Source organism: Mesorhizobium sp. P5_C1 (assembly GCF_054049815.1).
Map to the genome: position 1 here is coordinate 1 of NZ_JBFULQ010000088.1, position 16,540 is coordinate 16,540.

Consider the following 16,540-nt stretch of genomic DNA (forward strand, 5'->3'; position numbering starts at 1 on the left):
TCAACAATGGTCAGTACAGTTTGAAGATTGCCGGGATTCAGCAGCGGGATCCTGATGCCTTCCTGGACACGGATGCATTCCCGGCCACGGCTGGCCACAACATCAATTCGGGTGAAGTTGGCGATCCGAACAAATTCCGCGGGATGATGGGCACCCAGGGGCAGTTCGCCATCAATCCGCGCTGGAATTTCGGCTGGGACGTGCTGCTGCAGACCGACAAGAACTTCTCGAACACCTACGGCATCGACAAGTACGGCAGCAGCGTCCACCAGTCGTCGRTCTACCTGACGGGTCTCAACGGCCGCAACTATTTCGACCTGCGCGCCATGCACTTCGAGGTGCAGGAAGATACGCCCAACAGCAATATCTCCGCACGCAGCAACCAGCAGCCCTGGGTGCTGCCGACGCTCGACTACGCCTATATTCCCGACATATCAGTGGCCGGCGGTCAGTTGTCACTCAATGCCAACGCGCGCGTCATCCGCCGCGACGATCTCGATCAGACCTACTTCACCCCCTACACACCGGCGTCGGGTGTCCAGCGTGTCCGCGGCATCGAAGGTGAATCCGGACGTCTCACCACCGAGGCCGAGTGGAAGCGGTCCTTCGTCACCGATAATGGGCTGGTGCTGACGCCATTGCTCGCGCTGCAAAGCGATGTCGACTACGTCAACGCGTCATCGGCTTCGCTTGCCGCCGTCAACCAGATGGCAACGAATTTGGGCCAGCAGGACGATATGCGTTCCTCGTTTGCCCGTTTCATGGCCACCGCCGGGCTCGAAATGCGTTGGCCGGTGCTGTTTTCGGCTGCCAATTCGAGCCATGTGGTCGAGCCGATGGCACAGGTCTTCATGCGCCCGAACGAGCAATATGTAGGCGGGCTCGCGGTTCCCAATGAAGACGCCCAAAGCATGGTCTTCGACGCGACCACGTTGTTCGAACGCGACAAGTTTTCCGGCTACGACCGTGTCGAAGGCGGTTCGCGCGCCAATGTCGGCCTGCGCTATTCCGGCTCCTACAACAATGGCTGGGGCACCAATGCCATTTTCGGCCAGTCCTATCAGATTGGCGGCGAGAATTCCTTCGCCGCGCCGGATCTGGTGAATGTCGGCGCCTTCTCGGGCCTCGACAACACCAAGTCGGACTATGTCGGCCTGTTTGGCGTCAACAGCCCCAATGGCTTTGCCGCCTCGGTTAGCGGCCGGTTCGACGAACAGAGCTTTGAAATGCGCCGCGGCGAGCTAAAGGCCGCCTATACCGGCCTGCCGGTATCGCTGACCGCCAAATACGCCTTCATCCAGGCACAGCCGCTTTACGGTTTCACGACCGACCGCCACGAAGTCACGCTTGGTGCGTCGACGCATCTCGCTGAGAACTGGCGCGTCTTCGGGACCGGAACCTATGATTTGCAGGAAAGCCTGCTGGTCAGCGACGGCGTCGGCTTCGCCTACAACGATTCCTGCTTCACCTATCTGATGACGTACTCGCAGTCGCGCGACCTGAACACTCGGGAGGTGTCGCAGACCATCGGCTTCAACCTGTCGTTCCGTACCCTCGGCGATTTCGGCTCGTCGAGCAGTGCCATCGACACGATCCAGTAACAGTCGGCGACATCGTTTCGCCGCATAGGGCTGGCACGGATTTCGTGCACCCGGAACGCATGAATTGGGCGGAACCGGGATAGAATTGGGATGCCAACGATGAGGAAATATCTGTTTTCAGCAGGGTTCGCGCTGCTTTTGGCGGCGACGTCCGTGTCGGTCACCGTGATGACGCCGCCGGCTTTCGCCAGCGAGATCAAATACGTCGTCAACGACGTTCCGGTCACCTCCGGTGACATCGCGCATCGCGCCGCCTTCTTGAAGCTGCAGCGCAAGAAGGGCGATGCCGCCCAGGAAATGATCGACCAGACGCTGCGACTGGCCGAGGCCAAGCGGCTTGGTATCCGCATCAGCGATGCGCAGGTCGAGGCTGCCTACCAGCGCTTTGCCTCGAACAACAAGATGCAGCTCAGCCAGCTCGACGGCGTCATGGAGAAATCAGGCGTCACCAAGGGCCACTTCAAGGAATTCATCCGCGCCCAGATGGCCTGGAACCAGGCCTTGAGCGCGCGTTACCGTTCCGGCGATGGCACCGGCGCCGTCAGCGAGCAAGACCTTGTCAGGAAGATGCTCGAAAAAGGCGGCTCCAAGCCGAGCGCTACCGAGTACATGCTACAGCAGGTCATCTTCGTGGTACCAGCCGCCGAGCGCAGCGCGACGCTGGCCAAGCGCAAGCGTGAGGCTGACGCCATGCGCGCCCGCTTCAACGGGTGCAACACGACGCATGAGTTCGCCAAGGGCCTGATCGACGTCACCGTTCGTGACCTGGGCCGGGTGCTGGCGCCGCAACTGCCGTCGGACTGGGCCGAACAGATCAAGGCGACCAAGGTCGGTGGCGCAACCGTCACGCGCGAGACCGAACGCGGCGTCGAATTCATCGGCATCTGCTCGTCGCGCGAAGTCTCGGACGATAAGGTTGCCCAGATGGTGTTCCAGAGCGAAGGCTCAGGTGGTGACAAGAACGCCGATGAACTCAGCAAGAAATATGTCGACGAGTTGAAGGCGAAAGCCCGCATCGTCAAGCGCTGACGTGGGCAGCACAGTGAGTGCGCTCGCCTTGAGCGCCGGCGATCCGTCCGGCATCGGGCCGGAGATCGCGATTGCCGCGTTCATGGCGCGTGAGACCGTCGCGTTGCCTCCCTTCTATCTGCTCGCCGATCCGGCGCTGATCGCCTCCCGGGCCCGCCTCCTCGGCATTTCGTTGCCGGTCGTTGAAACGACACCCGCGCAAGCGGCGCAAGTGTTTGGCCGCGCCCTGCCGATCGTGCCGCTGGCTGCTCGCTGCATCGACAGCCCCGGCCGGCCGGACCCGGCCAATGCGGCCGCCACCATCGAAGCCATCGACCGCGCCGTCGCCGACTGCCTTGCCGGCGACGCCGCCGCTGTCGTCACCTGCCCGATCGCCAAGAAGCCCCTCTACGATGCTGGCTTTGGCTTTCCCGGCCACACTGAATATCTGGCGCATCTGTCGGCCCGACACACTGGCGTCGAGGCGATGCCGGTGATGATGCTGGCCGGCCCCGAGTTGCGCACCGTCCCAGTCACCATACACATCGCGCTGGCGGCGGTGCCCAAGGCGCTGACCACCGAATTGATCGTCGCGACGGCGCGCATCACCGCTGCCGACCTCATCGGCCGCTTCGGCATCGCCAGGCCGCGGCTGGCCATTGCCGGGCTCAATCCGCATGCGGGTGAAGGCGGTGCCATGGGCCTCGAGGACGAGCGCATCGTGCGCCCGGCGGTCGACATCCTGCGAGCCGAAGGCATCGACGCTTTCGGCCCCCTGCCCGCCGATACATTGTTCCACGCCCGGGCCCGGGCCGGCTACGACGCGGCCCTGTGCATGTATCACGACCAGGCGCTGATTCCGGCCAAGGCACTGGCCTTCGACGAGGCGGTCAATGTCACGCTCGGCCTGCCCTTCATTCGCACCTCGCCCGACCACGGTACGGCCTTCGACATCGCCGGCAAGGGCGTGGCGAGGCCCGACAGCCTGATGGCGGCGCTGAAGCTCGCCAGGCGATTGGCCGACAGCGGCACGAGGGCCGCCGCAGTATGAGCGCTTCCTGCCTGAGCCTGCGCGCATGAGCATCGATGGGCTGCCGCCGCTGCGCGAGGTGATCGAGCGTCATGGGCTGCAGGCAAAGAAGGCGCTCGGCCAGAATTTCCTGTTCGACCTCAACCTCACCGGCAAGATCGCCCGCACCGCCGGCGACTTGTCCAATGCAACCGTGATCGAGGTCGGTCCCGGCCCCGGCGGGCTGACCCGCGCATTGCTCGCCAACGGGGCGCGCCAGGTCATTGCCATCGAGCGCGACGAACGCTGCCTGGCGGCGCTCGCCGAAATATCGGATCATTATCCCGGCCGGCTGGAGATTGTATCCGGCGATGCGCTGAAGACGGACTTCGCAGCCCTTGCCGATGGGGGAGCCGGCGGCCCGGTCAAGATCATCGCCAACCTGCCCTACAATATCGGCACGGAGCTGCTGGTGCGCTGGTTGACGGTCGGCGAATGGCCGCCCTTCTATGCATCGATGACCCTGATGTTCCAGCGCGAGGTGGCCCAACGCATCGTCGCCACTCCCGGCAGCGATGCCTATGGCAGGCTTGGCGTGCTGGCCGGCTGGCGCACACAGGCCAGGATCGCCTTCGACGTGCCGCCCCAGGCGTTCACACCGCCGCCCAAGGTCACCTCGTCAGTGGTGCATCTGGAGCCGCGCGCGACACCCCTGCCCGCCGACGTGAAAAAACTCGGCCGCGTCACCGAAGCCGCCTTCGGCCAACGCCGCAAGATGCTGCGGCAGAGCGTGAAAAGCCTCGGCGGCGAAGCCTTGCTCGAACGCGCCGGCATCGATCCGACACGCCGCGCCGAAACACTCAGCGTCGAGGAATTCGTGCGCCTGACCAACACGGTATAGCTTTCTTCTCCCTGTTCACAGGGGAAGGAAGAAGCATCAGCCGGTCTTCTCGTCCAACAGTCCCGAGACGAAATCGAACAGGCCGGGCCGGCGATCGCGTCTCAGCCGCTCGGCGACGACGATGCCGCGCACTTCGGCGAAGGCGCGATCGAGGTCGTCATTGACGATGACGAAATCATATTCCTTCCAGTGCTCGATCTCGTTGCGGGCGTTTTTCAGCCGCGTCTCGATCACCGCCTCCTGGTCTTCAGCGCGACGCTTCAGCCGCGCCTTCAATTCCTTCATCGACGGCGGCAGGATGAAAATCGAGACGATGTCGGCACGCATCTTCTCCTTGAGCTGCTGTGCGCCTTGCCAGTCGATGTCGAACAGCATGTCGCGCCCTTCAGCCAGCGCCAGTTCTGCCGGCTCGCGCGGTGTCGCGTAGCAATTGCCGTGCACTTCGGCCCATTCCAGCAGGGCGTCGGAATCGCGCAGCCGCTCGAAATCGCGCATTGTCCGGAAATGGTAGTGAACACCCTCGATCTCGCTGCCGCGGCGCGGTCTGGTGGTGACCGAGACCGACAGTTCGAGGCTGGAATCGCTTTCCAGAAGGTTGCGCGCAATCGTCGACTTGCCGGCGCCGGATGGCGACGACAGGACGAGCATCAGGCCCCGGCGGCGAATGCGGGACCCTAAATCCTTGGCAACCATCGGCTACTCCAGATTCTGGATCTGTTCACGAAACTGGTCGACCACGGCCTTCAGTTCCAGCCCGATCGCGGTGACCGTAGCGGCGTTCGACTTCGAGCACAGCGTATTCGATTCGCGGTTAAATTCCTGTGCCAGAAAATCGAGCTTGCGGCCGACCGCGCCGCCGCCCTCAAGCAGTGCCCGACCAGATGCGACATGCGTTTTCAGGCGGTCGATCTCTTCGCGAATATCGGCTTTGGTGGCCAGGAAAGCCGCCTCCATGTGCAACCGGCTGGCGTCCAGATTGGCGGACGCGTCCATCAGCAGCCTGACCTGCTCGGCCAGGCGTTCGCGGATCGCCGCCGTCTCGCGCGACGGATCGGCCTCGGCCCGCAGCGTCAGCGCCTCGATTGCGTCGATATGGCCCGCCAGCAGCAGGGCCAGCGCAGCACCTTCGCCCTGTCGCGCCTGTTCCAGCCCTTTGAGGGCCACCTCGAGCGCAGCCGTGATCGCGATGTCGAGCGCGGCGCGCACCTCTTCGGTTTCGACAGTCTCGGGAATATCGAGCACGCCGCGCAGCGAAAGCAATCCGTCCGATGTCGCGGGGGCGACACCGAACTGCTCCTGCAACCGCTTGGCGAGCCCCGCAAGGTCCTTCAGAAAGACTTCGTTGACGACGGGCTGCGCCTGAGCGCCGGCGGCACGGCCAATGGTCAGCGTCGCCTGGAAATTACCCCGCGCAAAGCGCTTCTGAAGCGTCTGCCTGACAGCCGGTTCCAGCCGTTCGAAACCTTGCGGCAATCGCAGCCTCACCTCGACGCTTTTGCCGTTGACGGACTTGACCTCCCAGGCGATCGCGGTGCCTTCATGCTCGGCGACGGCACGCGCAAAACCGGTCATGCTCTGCAAATTCATATCGCCCACAAGTCCCTGGCACATCGCTCCGAAACCGGTTTTCCGGAGGGGAGCACGTGCGGCTTAAAAATGACTGCGCCGCAGGCACGCCGAAATCGGACGCGCCGCGCTGCTCCAAATGTCAGGGGCGCCGCGTTGTGGCAACGCCCTTCTTCGTCCTACTGGGCAGCGCCCGCATCGCCGCCGCCGCTGTCGTCGCCTGCGTCAGCCGGCTTGTCAGCATTGCTGTCAGCCGGCTTGTCGGCATTGCCGTCGGCCGGCTTGTCGGCATTGCTGTCGCCGGCGCCGGTGGTGTTGGCGCCTTTGGCGGCGTCGTCGGCCTGCTTCTTCTGCAACGCGCGATAGCGGGCGACGTTCTCATTGTGCTCTTCCAGCGTCGCGGCAAAGACATGCCCGCCGGTACCATCGGCGACGAAGTAAAGATCGTCGGTCTTCGACGGATTGGCCACCGCCTCCAGCGCCGCCCGACCCGGATTGGCGATCGGCGTCGGTGGCAGGCCGTTGATTACATAGGTGTTGTAGGGCGTCTGCTTCTGGATGTCCGACTGGTAGATCGGCCGGTCCGCCGGCTTGCCCTTGCCGCCGAACAGACCGTAGATGATGGTTGGGTCGGATTGCAGGCGCATGCCCTTGGCCAGCCGGTTCAGGAAGACCGCGGCAACCCGTGAGCGCTCGTCACCCTTGCCCGTTTCCTTCTCGACGATCGAGGCCAGCGTAACGAACTCTTCGACATTGGCCAGCGGCAGGTCCGGCGCGCGCCGCTGCCAGACTTCGTCGACCAGCTTCTTCTGATCTCCCAGCAGCTTGTCGATCATCTGCTGGCGTGTCGCGCCGCGCGTGAAGCGCAGCGTGTCGGTGGCGAGGCTGCCTTCGGCAGGAGTGGTCGCCGGCATACCGCCGCTCAAGGCCGGCTCATCGGCGATGCGCTGCAGCGCCTGCTCGACCGTCAACCCTTCTGGAACGGTCAGCGAATACATCACCGACTTGCCGCTCTTCAAAAGCTCCATGATGTCGCGCATGGAAGCCTTGGGCTTGATCTCGTACTCGCCGGCCTTCAACGCCGAATCATTGCCGTAGGCGCGCACGCCAAGGCGGAAGATCCGGGCGTCGCTGATCAGTCCGCGGCGTTCGAGCTGGTCGGCAATATCCTGGACGCCGGTATTCGGCTTGACCAGGAACGTGTCGCCATTGGCCGAGGGTCCAGCTTCGGTGAATTCCTGCTTGCCGAAGTAGACCGCGGCGCCCGCCGCCAGAACCATCAGCATCACCACGGAGATGACGAAGTTCATGAACACGACGACCTGGCTGCGCGAAGCACGCGAGCGCTTCGGCGGCGGTGTGCCGGCCTCCGGCCGCAATGCCTCGCTCGCCGTCTTCGGCATGATCGGCCCCGATGCCGGACGCTGTCCGAATTCTCCGTTGCCCGCCGGATTTGTGTTCATTTTGCCCTACCGTTTGATCGCTCAACGAATCCCCTGCGGCAGAGTAGGGGCGAATATGGCAAAATTGACGGCATGCCGAAGCATCGCCGGGCAGTTGGACTATCAGCCATTATAGCGCTGGAAGACAAGCGAAGCGTTGGTGCCGCCAAAGCCGAATGAATTGGACAGTGCAACGTCGATCTGGCGAGCGCGCGGCTTGTTGGGCACCAAGTCGATCGCGGTCTCGCGCTCCGGGTTGTCGAGGTTGATGGTCGCCGGCGCGACATTGTCGCGAATGGCGAGGATCGAAAAGATCGCTTCGGCAGCACCGGCCGCCCCCAGCAGATGGCCGATCGACGACTTGGTGGACGACATCGAAATATTCGACGCGGCATTGCCGACAAGCCGCTCGACGGCGCCGAGTTCGATCGTATCGGCCATGGTCGAGGTGCCGTGCGCGTTGATGTAGTCGACATCGGCGGGCGTCAGCTTGGCCCGGTTCAACGCCGCCGTCATGCAGCGGAAGGCGCCGTCGCCGTCTTCGGCAGGCGCTGTGATGTGATGGGCATCACCGGTGAGGCCGTAGCCGGTCACCTCGGCGTAAATCTTGGCGCCGCGCGCCTTGGCGTGTTCGAGCTCTTCAAGCACGACGACGCCGGCGCCCTCGCCCATGACGAAGCCGTCGCGGTCGCGGTCGTAGGGGCGCGACGCCGTTTGCGGCGCATCGTTGCGATCGGTCGACAGCGCCCGGCACGCGGCGAAGCCGGCGATCGACAGCCGCGTCACCGGCGCTTCGGCGCCACCGGCGACCATCACGTCGGCATCGCCCCACATGATCAGCCGGGCAGCGTCGCCAATGGCGTGCGCACCGGTTGAACAGGCCGTGACGACGGCGTGGTTCGGGCCTTTAAGCCCGTGCCTGATCGAGACCTGCCCGGAGACGAGATTGATGATCTGGCCGGGGATGAAGAACGGGCTGATGCGGCGCGGGCCGCGTTCCTTGAGGATCATCGCGTTCTCGGCGATGCCTTCGATGCCGCCGATGCCGGAGCCGATCAGCACGCCGGTGGCGCACTGCTCGGGATGGGTTTTTGGCTCCCAGCCGGAATCCTTCAGCGCCTCGTCGGCGGCGGCAATCCCGTACAGGATGAAGTCGCCGATCTTGCGCAATTCCTTCGGCTCGAGCACGGCCTCGGGATTGAAGGTGGCATTGCTGCCATCGCCACGCGGAATGACGTGGGCGATCTTGCAGGCAAGATCCTCCACCTCAAACTCGGTGATGCGCTTGGCTGCGCTGCGGCCGGTCAGTAGTTCCTTCCAGCTGTGCTCGAAGCCCATGCCGAATGGCGACAACAACCCAAGGCCCGTGACGACGACACGCCTCATCGCAGGTCCTCCCCGGTGATGACTGCGGAAAGCGTCAGGCGGATGCCTTGTCGATATACTTCACCGCATCGCCGACGGTCAGGATGGTCTCGGCCGCATCGTCGGGAATCTCGACGCCGAATTCCTCTTCGAACGCCATGACGAGTTCGACCGTGTCGAGGCTGTCGGCGCCCAGATCATCGATGAAGCTCGCCTGCTCCGTCACTTTGTCGGCATCGACACCAAGGTGCTCGATGACGATCTTTTTGACGCGCTCTGCGGTGTCACTCATTTGGGGCATCCTCGTCTTTTGTTTGTCTGTCTTCGTTAGCGGGCAGAATGCCGCTAATCAAGCTGAAAGATGGTCCTGCCGGAAACGCAACGGCCACGGACCGGTTTTTGCCCGAACCGCCGGGTTGCGGGCCGCATTACACGAAAAATAGCAGAGGTCCAAGCCGAAATGGTCTCTTTTCACAAGCCGGCAACAACTCCGCCGGACCTCGTTCAGATCATCGCCATGCCGCCATTCACATGGATGGTCTGGCCGGTGACGTAGGCGGCTTCGTTGGAGGCGAGATAGGCAACGGCGGATGCGACTTCAGCGCCGGTGCCCATGCGGCGCGTCGGGATAGCCGCCATGATCGCCTCCTTCTGCTTGTCGTTGAGCTTGTCGGTCATCGCCGATTCGATGAAGCCCGGGGCGACGCAGTTGACGGTGATGTTGCGGGTGGCGATCTCCTGCGCCAGCGATTTGGAAAAGCCGATCATGCCGGCCTTGGAGGCGCAGTAGTTGGCCTGGCCGGGATTGCCGGTGACGCCGACAACCGAGGTGATGTTGATGATGCGGCCGTGACGGCGGCGCATCATGGGATGGGTGAGTTCGCGGGTCAGCCTGAAGACAGCGGTCAGGTTGACCTCGAGCACGGTATCCCAGTCGGCGTCCGACATGCGCACGAACAGCCCGTCCTTGGTGATGCCGGCATTGTTGACCAGGATGTCGACACCTTCGAGATCGGCCTCCGCCTTCTGGCCGAGCGCCTTGACCTCGTCACGGTTCGACAGGTTGGCCGGGAACAGCTTGACCCGATCGCCAAGCTCGGCGGCCAGCGTCTCCAATTTCTCGACCCGTGTGCCATGCAGGCCGACGATGGCGCCTTGCGCATGCAGGACCCTGGCGATCGCCTCGCCAATGCCTCCCGATGCGCCGGTGACGAGTGCCTTGCGGCCAGTCAATTCGAACATTTTTGTCTCCTGATTGAGAAGAGAACACCCTTTGCACGGGGCAGGGTCAAATGGCACTAGATTAAACAAGCGTCGCCAGCGCCGCCTCGACATCAGCCGCGGAGCCGACCGACGCGGTGGCGATGTCGCGGTTGATGCGCCGCGCCAGGCCTGAAAGCACCTTTCCGGCACCGATCTCGTAAAGCGTGGCGATGCCGTTTGCGCCGAACCATTCCACTGTCTCGCGCCAGCGCACGCGGGCAATCACCTGCTCGACCAGACGCCGCGCGATCTCGTCCGGATCATTGGTCGGGGTGACGGTGACGTTGGAGACGATGGGAACCACCGGGGCGGCCTTCGCCACGCTGCCCAGAGCCTCGCGCATGATCTCGGCCGCCGGCGTCATCAGCGCGGAGTGGAATGGCGCCGAAACCTGCAGCATCAGCGCCCGCTTGGCGCCCTTTTCCGTGCAAAGTTTCGCCGCCAGCTCCACTGCGCCCTTTGTGCCTGAAATGACCAGCTGACCGCCGCCATTGTCGTTCGCCACCTGGCAGACAGAGCCAGCCCCTTGGGCAGCCTCGGCGCAGGCGGCTTCTACATCCGCCTGTTCCAACCCGATGATAGCCGCCATGGCGCCCTCGCCGGCCGGCACCGCCGCCTGCATGGCATTGCCCCGGATGCGCAGCAGCCTGGCGGCATCGGCAACCGAAACGAAGCCGGCGGCCGCGAGCGCCGAATATTCGCCCAGCGAATGGCCGGCGACATAGGCGACCTTGTCCTTCAACGAGAAGCCGCGCGATTCCAATGCCCTGATCGCGGCCAGCGACACCGCCATCAGCGCCGGCTGCGCATTGGCGGTCAGCGTCAACGTCTCCTCCGGCCCTTCCCAGATCAGCTTCGACAGGTTTTCGCCAAGCGCGTCGTCAACCTCCTGGAAGATCCTGCGCGCCTCTGGAAAGGCATCGGCGAGATCCTTGCCCATGCCGACAGCCTGGCTGCCTTGTCCAGGAAAGGTGAATGCAACGGCCATGCGAGGGCTCCCAAGGGCTGGTTTTGCTTGCCTGATAGTCGGGTTTTTCTTGCCTGTGACGCAAGGCAGGCCGCCAAGTCAAGCCCAGTTCGACCCTGGCCGGCGGCACCATCGCCGGCCGAGTGCCTGTTCCGAAAGGCTTTTTGGCGATCACTCCTGATGAAAACCGCTCACGAATCGTTTGCTGGCTCTTCTTATTTCCGCCACAGGCGCTAGCTTTGCGTGACAATTATATGACAATCGAGTGACGAGTTTGTCGCTGGGTGGGGAAGTTAAAGTGGCAAAGAGTTCTAAACGCGTCGGCAAAGCCGCGCCACAGTTCCTGGAAGACGACCCGTCCACCGGCTATCTGCCGGGCAGGACATGGCCGGTCGTGCGCTATGGGCTGGTCAGCCTGGCGATCGCGGCCGTCATGGTGTTTGCGATCGAATTGATCGTGCGCGGCGACTTTGCCGGCACGGTCGCCTTCTTCCTGCAGCCGCTCAAGCCGGGCTGGACCACCATCGTCGTGTTTGCCCTGATCCTGATCGGCCTCGATGCCGTGCTTGGCCGCAGCCACCAGAGCCTGATGATCGTCGCGCCGCTGACGCTTTCCCTTGCCTTCGTCGGCCACCAGAAGTCGCATTATCTCGGCGATCCGCTCTATCCCACCGATTTCCTCTATGCCCGCCAGATCTTCGCGCTGCTGCCGCTCCTGGTGCGCGACCGGCCGATGACCGCGCTCGCCATGGTGGTCGGCATCGTCGCCGGCCTGTCGCTGCTCGTCTATGGCTGGCGGCTATGGCGCCGCAAGGTTCCGGCGCTCAGCCGCAAGGGCCGCCTTGCCCGGCTGACGCTGGCGGTGCCGCTGCTCGCCTTCTTCGTTTCGATCATGGACTACGCCACCTTCTCCTGGACCAGGGACCGGCTGCAGATCATCCCGATCATGTGGGACCAGAAGGAAAACTATGCGTCCAATGGCTTTGCCCTGGCCTTTGCCCTCAACGTGCCGATGGCCCATGTCTCGGCACCGCCAGGCTATTCAGACAAGGCAATCGCGGCGATCGACAGGACCGATGTGACGGCCTCGATGCCGGCAGAGAAACCCGACATCATCATCGTCATGAGCGAATCCTTCTGGGATCCGACCAAGCTGCCCGGCGTCACCATCACGCCCGACCCGATCCCCAACGTGCGCACGTTGCGCTCGGGCTCGATGTTCTCGCCCGAATTCGGCGGCATGACCGCCAACATCGAGTTCGAGGCGCTGACCGGCTTTTCCAATGCCTTCCTGCCGGCCGGCAGCATCCCCTATCAGCAATATGTGCGCACGCCGACGCCTTCGCTCGCAACGTTCCTCAAGAGCCAGGGCTACCGGGCGCGCGCCATCCATCCCGGCACCAACTGGTTCTGGAACCGTGGCGCGGTCTACGCTGATTTCGGCTTCAACGATTTCAAATCAGAAGAGACGCTGCCGCCCTTGCAAAAGCGCGGGCCGCTGGCGTCCGATGCGGCGATGACCGACGAGATCATCAGCGAGGCCGACGCCAGCGATGAGCCGATCTTCTTCTTTGCGGTCAGCCTGCAAAACCACGGCCCCTACGAGCCCAACCGCTATTACAATCCGACCCACACGGTGCAGGCACCGATCAGCCAATGGGCACGCGAATCGCTGCTCAGCTACGCCGAGGGGTCAGCCGACGCCGATCGTGGCCTTGAACGCCTTGTCGAATGGGCGAAGAAACGCTCCCGTCCCACCGTGATCGCCTTCTTCGGCGACCATCTGCCGCCGCTGGGGCCGGTCTATGTCGAAACCGGCTTCCTGAAAGACAATGTCGCGCCGCGCAAGGAACCGACGCCGCAAGCCGCGCTTGAACATCACCAGACGCCGCTGATCATCTGGTCGAACCACTCCGGTCCGGTCGAGAACCTGGGCGCGGTGAGCCCGGCGTTCCTGCCCTATCATATCCTCACCACCGCCGGCATCACCCACCCCTACTACACCGGCTTCCTGGGTGAGATGCGCGAACGCTACCGCGTCGTCGACCGCAATTTGTTGCTGACGCCGACGGGCGAAGCCACGCCAGATTGGTCACGGCAGAAGGAAATCGATCCGACGATCCGCGATTTCCGCCTGCTGCAGTACGACATGATGTTCGGCAAACGCCTCGCGGCGCCGGACTTCTTCCCCGAAACGGTCGACAAAATTGTCGCCCATACGAGTTGAGCCAAACGATCCCGCGAGGCTCGGGCCTGGCGACCCTTCACRCGTTCAATCCGTCAATTGCAGCTTCGAGAACTTGTTGGCGATCTGCTGGAAGACGTCCGGCAGTTTGGTCGGATCGTTGACGGCATAGTAGCCGCTCGGATCCGAGGCGCACGCGCTGTAAAGCGAGCGGTTGGCGGCGGTGTCGGATTGCAGCACCATGGTGTAGATTTGCACGCCCTCGTTCTTCAACTGCGTGCAAACGCTTTTGGTCCAGCCGTCGACATTGCGCGCCGCGGTCGCCTGGCTGTCCGATCCAAAACGGCCACCTGCGAGATAGCCATAGGATGTGTAGTCGGACTTCGTCGGCTGTTCGCTGGCGCCATAGACGACGTTCTCGCCGTCGGTGAGCAACAGCACGATCTTGCCATAGGAGGCAGACGGCTTCTGCGCAACTTCGGGATCGTCCGGCGCAAAATACGGAACAAACAGCGTGTCGGGCTCGTCCGGGTCGGGTGGGGTATCGGAAATGTTGTAGGCGCCCGGCCGCGCCTCGACACAGCCCTTCCATCCGGTGTTGTTCCATCCGGGCTCGGTCCATCCGGTCTGCTTGAGCTGCTTGAAGAGCGCCATATGATTGGGACGCTTGCCGTCGATGACCGGGAAATTGACGCCGTTGGTGGAGGACTTGCCGTCCATGTCGATCCAGGACGGGTCGAATTCATCGCCATCGACGTTGACGGCAGTGACGAACGGAACCAGCGAGGCGCGGATCTGGCGCGTCGGCGATTTTGTCGCCTCGAGCGTGTCGAGCAATGATTTGGTCGCCGTCCTCAACGCCGTCATGCGCGCCCCGGCCATGGAGCCGGTGTTGTCCAGCACCAGCACGACTTCGAGCTGGTTGTTCGATTCGACGGCGGAGGCATCGACCTCGATGTGCTTTTCCTTGCCGAACAGGAAGGCAAAGTTGAGAGTGACGTCGGCTGAGGCAACCGCCTTCGTCTTGACGAAATTGACGCCTTTGTCGACCGTCAACGTCGCCTTCGCATTGCCGAGTTCGCCATGGCCGGCGATGTTGGCCTGGAAATAGCGGTCAAAGGCGTCATTGCGGGTGATATCGAGATCGCCCAGATGCGAAGAGGCAAGGTTTGCCGCATCGAGGGCATTCTGCAGGTTGCTCTTGGCCCGCATCAGGGTGGAGACATCGGTTGCGAAGGCGACAGCCGTGAGGATGGCCGGCAACCCCAGCCCCAGCACAAGCGAAAAATTGCCGCTCGTCGAGCGCCAGAACTTGCTAAGAAGCATCCTTACCCCCCGGAAATGCTTGCCGCTTTTGTGCGCGGATTGGCCTGGCTTCTGCGCCTTCCTTGATGAATCGAGCGTTGACTGCAGGATCTCAACTCCACACAACCTGACATTGTGGTTAAGGCCCGGTTGCCGGAAACCACGAAGCCTTGCCATTGTTGCTGCTTGATTTTTTCGCCCCTGCGACACAAGGGAATGCCGCTTGCGCTTGCGTTGTGGGCGGATTGCTGTATAGACGCCCCCAATCTGCCGGTCCCAGCTGGGGGCTGAACGGAGGGCCGGAGGTTTTTTCGAAAACCTTCGTGTGAAGACAGAAGTGCTTCCGCCTCCCGTGTCTCCGCTCTCGACCGTCTCGTCATGCTCCTTTCTTCCCCGCCCCCTTTTACTGGGAACAGYGGGTCAGAGAAGTTGCAGAGGCTTTTGCCGCCGGGAACCGGGAGAGAAACGAAGAAAGGCACTGATACACTATGGCTCTTTACGAACATGTGTTTCTTGCCCGGCAGGACCTCTCGCAGCAGCAGGTCGATGCGCTTGTCGAACAGTACAAGGGCGTCATCTCCGCAAATGGCGGGTCCGTCGGCCGGGTCGAGAACTGGGGACTGAAGTCCCTCACCTACCGGGTCAACAAGAACCGGAAGGCTTACTACACGCTGATGGACCTGAACTGCCCGCCGGCCGCGCTCAACGAGATGGAGCGCCAGATGGGCCTGTCCGAAGACGTGCTGCGTTTCCTGACCATCAAGGTCGAAGCGCATGAGGAAGGCCCGTCGGCCATGATGCAGAAGCGCGAAGAGCGCTCGGAACGCGGCGGCTTCGGCGACCGTGACCGTGGCGATCGTGGTCCGCGCTCGTTTGGCGACCGTGATCGCGGCGACCGTGGCGATCGTCCGCCGCGTTCGTTCGGCGACGCCGGTGCCGATCGTGGTCCGCGCCGTCCGCGCGAAGGCTTTGAAGGGGGTGCAGAATAATGGTCGACATCAACCAGATCCCGACCCGGCGCCCGTTCCATCGCCGCCGCAAGACCTGCCCGTTCTCCGGCGCCAACGCCCCCAAGATCGACTACAAGGACGTGCGTCTGCTTCAGCGCTACATTTCCGAGCGCGGCAAGATCGTGCCGTCGCGCATCACCGCCGTCAGCCAGAAGAAGCAGCGCGAACTCGCCAAGGCGATCAAGCGCGCCCGCTTCCTCGGCCTGCTGCCCTACGTGGTTCGCTAAGACTTTCGAGCGGGCGGCTTGCCGCCCGCTTTCTTCACCTCGGCGACGGGCGCCGCGGGATCGCATTCAAATCCCGAGTTGAGGTCAAACCTCTAACTGCCTGAACAGGCAGGACAGCGACACCGGCGCCAAGGCGCGCCCCAAGCTTCCTGACCTGTTCCCAAGACAATTCGGCGTCGATCGCATGATTGCCGCCCAACGGAAGGAACAAAACCATGGAAGTCATTCTTCTCGAACGCGTTTCCCGCCTCGGCCAGATGGGCGATACCGTCAAGGTCAAGGACGGCTTTGCCCGTAACTTCCTGCTGCCGCAGGGCAAGGCGCTGCGCGCCAACGAAGCCAACAAGAAGAAGTTCGAAGGCCAGCGCGCCCAACTCGAAGCCCGCAACCTCGAGCGCAAGTCGGAAGCCAGCCAGGTCGCCGAAAAGCTCGACGGCAAGAGCTTCATCGCCGTGCGTTCGGCTGGCGAAACCGGCCAGCTCTACGGCTCGGTGTCGACCCGTGACATCGCGGATCTGCTGACAGCGGAAGGCTTCACGGTCAACCGCAACCAGATCCTGCTCAACCAGCCGATCAAGACCATCGGCCTCACCAATGTGGCGATCGCGCTGCATCCGGAAGTCGAGGTCACGATCACGCTCAACATCGCCCGCACGGCCGACGAAGCCGAACGCCAGGCCAAGGGTGAGAC

17 protein-coding genes are annotated in these 16,540 nt (G+C 63.1%); 9 read left to right on the plus strand and 8 right to left on the minus strand.

The window, feature by feature from the left end:
- The 4 genes from ACXJ7R_RS10095 to rsmA all read left to right on the plus strand — a co-directional run.
- The coding region (locus ACXJ7R_RS10095; RefSeq protein ID WP_457151707.1) for an LPS-assembly protein LptD at window positions 1-1,601 on the plus strand (1,601 nt) is incomplete at its 5' end.
- A 90-nt stretch (window positions 1,602-1,691) separates the two neighbouring features.
- Window positions 1,692-2,630, plus strand: coding sequence for a SurA N-terminal domain-containing protein (locus tag ACXJ7R_RS10100; RefSeq protein ID WP_457151708.1), 939 nt, complete (start codon window positions 1,692-1,694; stop codon window positions 2,628-2,630).
- A gap of 13 nt (window positions 2,631-2,643) precedes the next feature.
- Entirely contained in the window at window positions 2,644-3,660 is a 1,017-nt protein-coding gene (gene pdxA, locus ACXJ7R_RS10105) for a 4-hydroxythreonine-4-phosphate dehydrogenase PdxA (RefSeq protein ID WP_457151709.1), read from the plus strand.
- Window positions 3,661-3,685: 25 nt separating this feature from the next.
- Window positions 3,686-4,519, plus strand: coding sequence for a 16S rRNA (adenine(1518)-N(6)/adenine(1519)-N(6))-dimethyltransferase RsmA (gene rsmA, locus ACXJ7R_RS10110; RefSeq protein ID WP_457151710.1), 834 nt, complete (start codon window positions 3,686-3,688; stop codon window positions 4,517-4,519).
- Window positions 4,520-4,555: 36 nt separating this feature from the next.
- Here rsmA and gmk read toward each other — a convergent pair whose 3' ends face one another.
- The 3 genes from gmk to mltG all read right to left on the minus strand — a co-directional run bounded on the left by gmk (window position 4,556) and on the right by mltG (window position 7,488).
- Entirely contained in the window at window positions 4,556-5,212 is a 657-nt protein-coding gene (gmk, locus tag ACXJ7R_RS10115) for a guanylate kinase (protein WP_095086392.1), read from the minus strand.
- Between the two features lie 3 nt (window positions 5,213-5,215).
- Window positions 5,216-6,106, minus strand: a complete 891-nt coding sequence (locus ACXJ7R_RS10120) for a YicC/YloC family endoribonuclease (protein WP_457151711.1) — start codon at window positions 6,104-6,106, stop codon at window positions 5,216-5,218.
- Window positions 6,107-6,264: 158 nt separating this feature from the next.
- The gene (gene mltG, locus ACXJ7R_RS10125; protein WP_457151716.1) at window positions 6,265-7,488 is read right to left on the minus strand and encodes an endolytic transglycosylase MltG; all 1,224 of its coding nucleotides are present in this window, start codon (window positions 7,486-7,488) and stop codon (window positions 6,265-6,267) included.
- Here mltG and ACXJ7R_RS10130 point away from each other — a divergent pair.
- Complete coding sequence (locus ACXJ7R_RS10130; protein WP_457151718.1) at window positions 7,394-7,663, plus strand: hypothetical protein; 270 nt, start codon at window positions 7,394-7,396, stop codon at window positions 7,661-7,663. The two genes, mltG and ACXJ7R_RS10130, sit on opposite strands and share 95 nt — an antisense overlap.
- Here ACXJ7R_RS10130 and fabF read toward each other — a convergent pair.
- The 4 genes from fabF to fabD all read right to left on the minus strand — a co-directional run bounded on the left by fabF (window position 7,651) and on the right by fabD (window position 11,143).
- Window positions 7,651-8,913, minus strand: coding sequence for a beta-ketoacyl-ACP synthase II (gene fabF, locus ACXJ7R_RS10135; protein ID WP_457151712.1), 1,263 nt, complete (start codon window positions 8,911-8,913; stop codon window positions 7,651-7,653). The genes ACXJ7R_RS10130 and fabF overlap by 13 nt on opposite strands.
- Before the next feature lie 34 nt (window positions 8,914-8,947).
- Window positions 8,948-9,184, minus strand: a complete 237-nt coding sequence (locus ACXJ7R_RS10140) for an acyl carrier protein (RefSeq protein ID WP_006203723.1) — start codon at window positions 9,182-9,184, stop codon at window positions 8,948-8,950.
- Window positions 9,185-9,396: 212 nt separating this feature from the next.
- Window positions 9,397-10,134 carry a 3-oxoacyl-[acyl-carrier-protein] reductase gene (fabG, locus tag ACXJ7R_RS10145; RefSeq protein ID WP_095086399.1) on the minus strand — a complete coding sequence of 246 codons (738 nt, stop codon included), beginning with the start codon at window positions 10,132-10,134 and terminating at the stop codon, window positions 9,397-9,399.
- 61 nt (window positions 10,135-10,195) lie between these two features.
- Entirely contained in the window at window positions 10,196-11,143 is a 948-nt protein-coding gene (gene fabD / locus ACXJ7R_RS10150; protein WP_457151713.1) for an ACP S-malonyltransferase, read from the minus strand.
- 253 nt (window positions 11,144-11,396) lie between these two features.
- Here fabD and ACXJ7R_RS10155 point away from each other — a divergent pair, with 253 nt between their 5' ends.
- Complete coding sequence (locus ACXJ7R_RS10155; RefSeq protein WP_457151717.1) at window positions 11,397-13,349, plus strand: LTA synthase family protein; 1,953 nt, start codon at window positions 11,397-11,399, stop codon at window positions 13,347-13,349.
- A gap of 45 nt (window positions 13,350-13,394) precedes the next feature.
- On the opposite strand, the gene ACXJ7R_RS10160 is transcribed toward ACXJ7R_RS10155, so the two are convergent.
- Window positions 13,395-14,633 (minus strand): pilus assembly protein TadG-related protein, encoded by a 1,239-nt coding sequence (locus tag ACXJ7R_RS10160; protein WP_457151714.1) that lies wholly within the window; start codon window positions 14,631-14,633, stop codon window positions 13,395-13,397.
- Window positions 14,634-15,100: 467 nt separating this feature from the next.
- On the opposite strand from ACXJ7R_RS10160, the gene rpsF reads away from it, so the two are divergent.
- The 3 genes from rpsF to rplI form a co-directional block, all read left to right on the plus strand.
- Complete coding sequence (gene rpsF, locus ACXJ7R_RS10165) at window positions 15,101-15,601, plus strand: 30S ribosomal protein S6 (protein WP_023761609.1); 501 nt, start codon at window positions 15,101-15,103, stop codon at window positions 15,599-15,601.
- Window positions 15,601-15,849, plus strand: coding sequence for a 30S ribosomal protein S18 (gene rpsR, locus ACXJ7R_RS10170; protein WP_006203718.1), 249 nt, complete (start codon window positions 15,601-15,603; stop codon window positions 15,847-15,849). Before rpsF ends, rpsR begins: the two co-directional genes overlap by 1 nt.
- A 215-nt stretch (window positions 15,850-16,064) precedes the next feature.
- Window positions 16,065-16,540 (plus strand): 50S ribosomal protein L9 (gene rplI, locus ACXJ7R_RS10175; protein WP_457151715.1); only part of this gene is annotated, 476 nt, incomplete at its 3' end.

Coding starts and splice junctions, on each gene's coding strand:
- fabD (WP_457151713.1), bottom strand. CDS start 11,143: ATGGCCGTTGCATTCACCTTTCCTGGACAAGGCAGCCAGGCTGTCGGC.
- ACXJ7R_RS10130 (WP_457151718.1), top strand. CDS start 7,394: ATGAACACGACGACCTGGCTGCGCGAAGCACGCGAGCGCTTCGGCGGC.
- ACXJ7R_RS10100 (WP_457151708.1), top strand. CDS start 1,692: ATGCCAACGATGAGGAAATATCTGTTTTCAGCAGGGTTCGCGCTGCTT.
- rpsF (WP_023761609.1), top strand. CDS start 15,101: ATGGCTCTTTACGAACATGTGTTTCTTGCCCGGCAGGACCTCTCGCAG.
- ACXJ7R_RS10160 (WP_457151714.1), bottom strand. CDS start 14,633: ATGCTTCTTAGCAAGTTCTGGCGCTCGACGAGCGGCAATTTTTCGCTT.
- ACXJ7R_RS10120 (WP_457151711.1), bottom strand. CDS start 6,106: ATGAATTTGCAGAGCATGACCGGTTTTGCGCGTGCCGTCGCCGAGCAT.
- rsmA (WP_457151710.1), top strand. CDS start 3,686: ATGAGCATCGATGGGCTGCCGCCGCTGCGCGAGGTGATCGAGCGTCAT.
- mltG (WP_457151716.1), bottom strand. CDS start 7,488: ATGCCGAAGACGGCGAGCGAGGCATTGCGGCCGGAGGCCGGCACACCG.
- fabF (WP_457151712.1), bottom strand. CDS start 8,913: ATGAGGCGTGTCGTCGTCACGGGCCTTGGGTTGTTGTCGCCATTCGGC.
- rpsR (WP_006203718.1), top strand. CDS start 15,601: ATGGTCGACATCAACCAGATCCCGACCCGGCGCCCGTTCCATCGCCGC.
- fabG (WP_095086399.1), bottom strand. CDS start 10,134: ATGTTCGAATTGACTGGCCGCAAGGCACTCGTCACCGGCGCATCGGGA.
- ACXJ7R_RS10140 (WP_006203723.1), bottom strand. CDS start 9,184: ATGAGTGACACCGCAGAGCGCGTCAAAAAGATCGTCATCGAGCACCTT.
- gmk (WP_095086392.1), bottom strand. CDS start 5,212: ATGGTTGCCAAGGATTTAGGGTCCCGCATTCGCCGCCGGGGCCTGATG.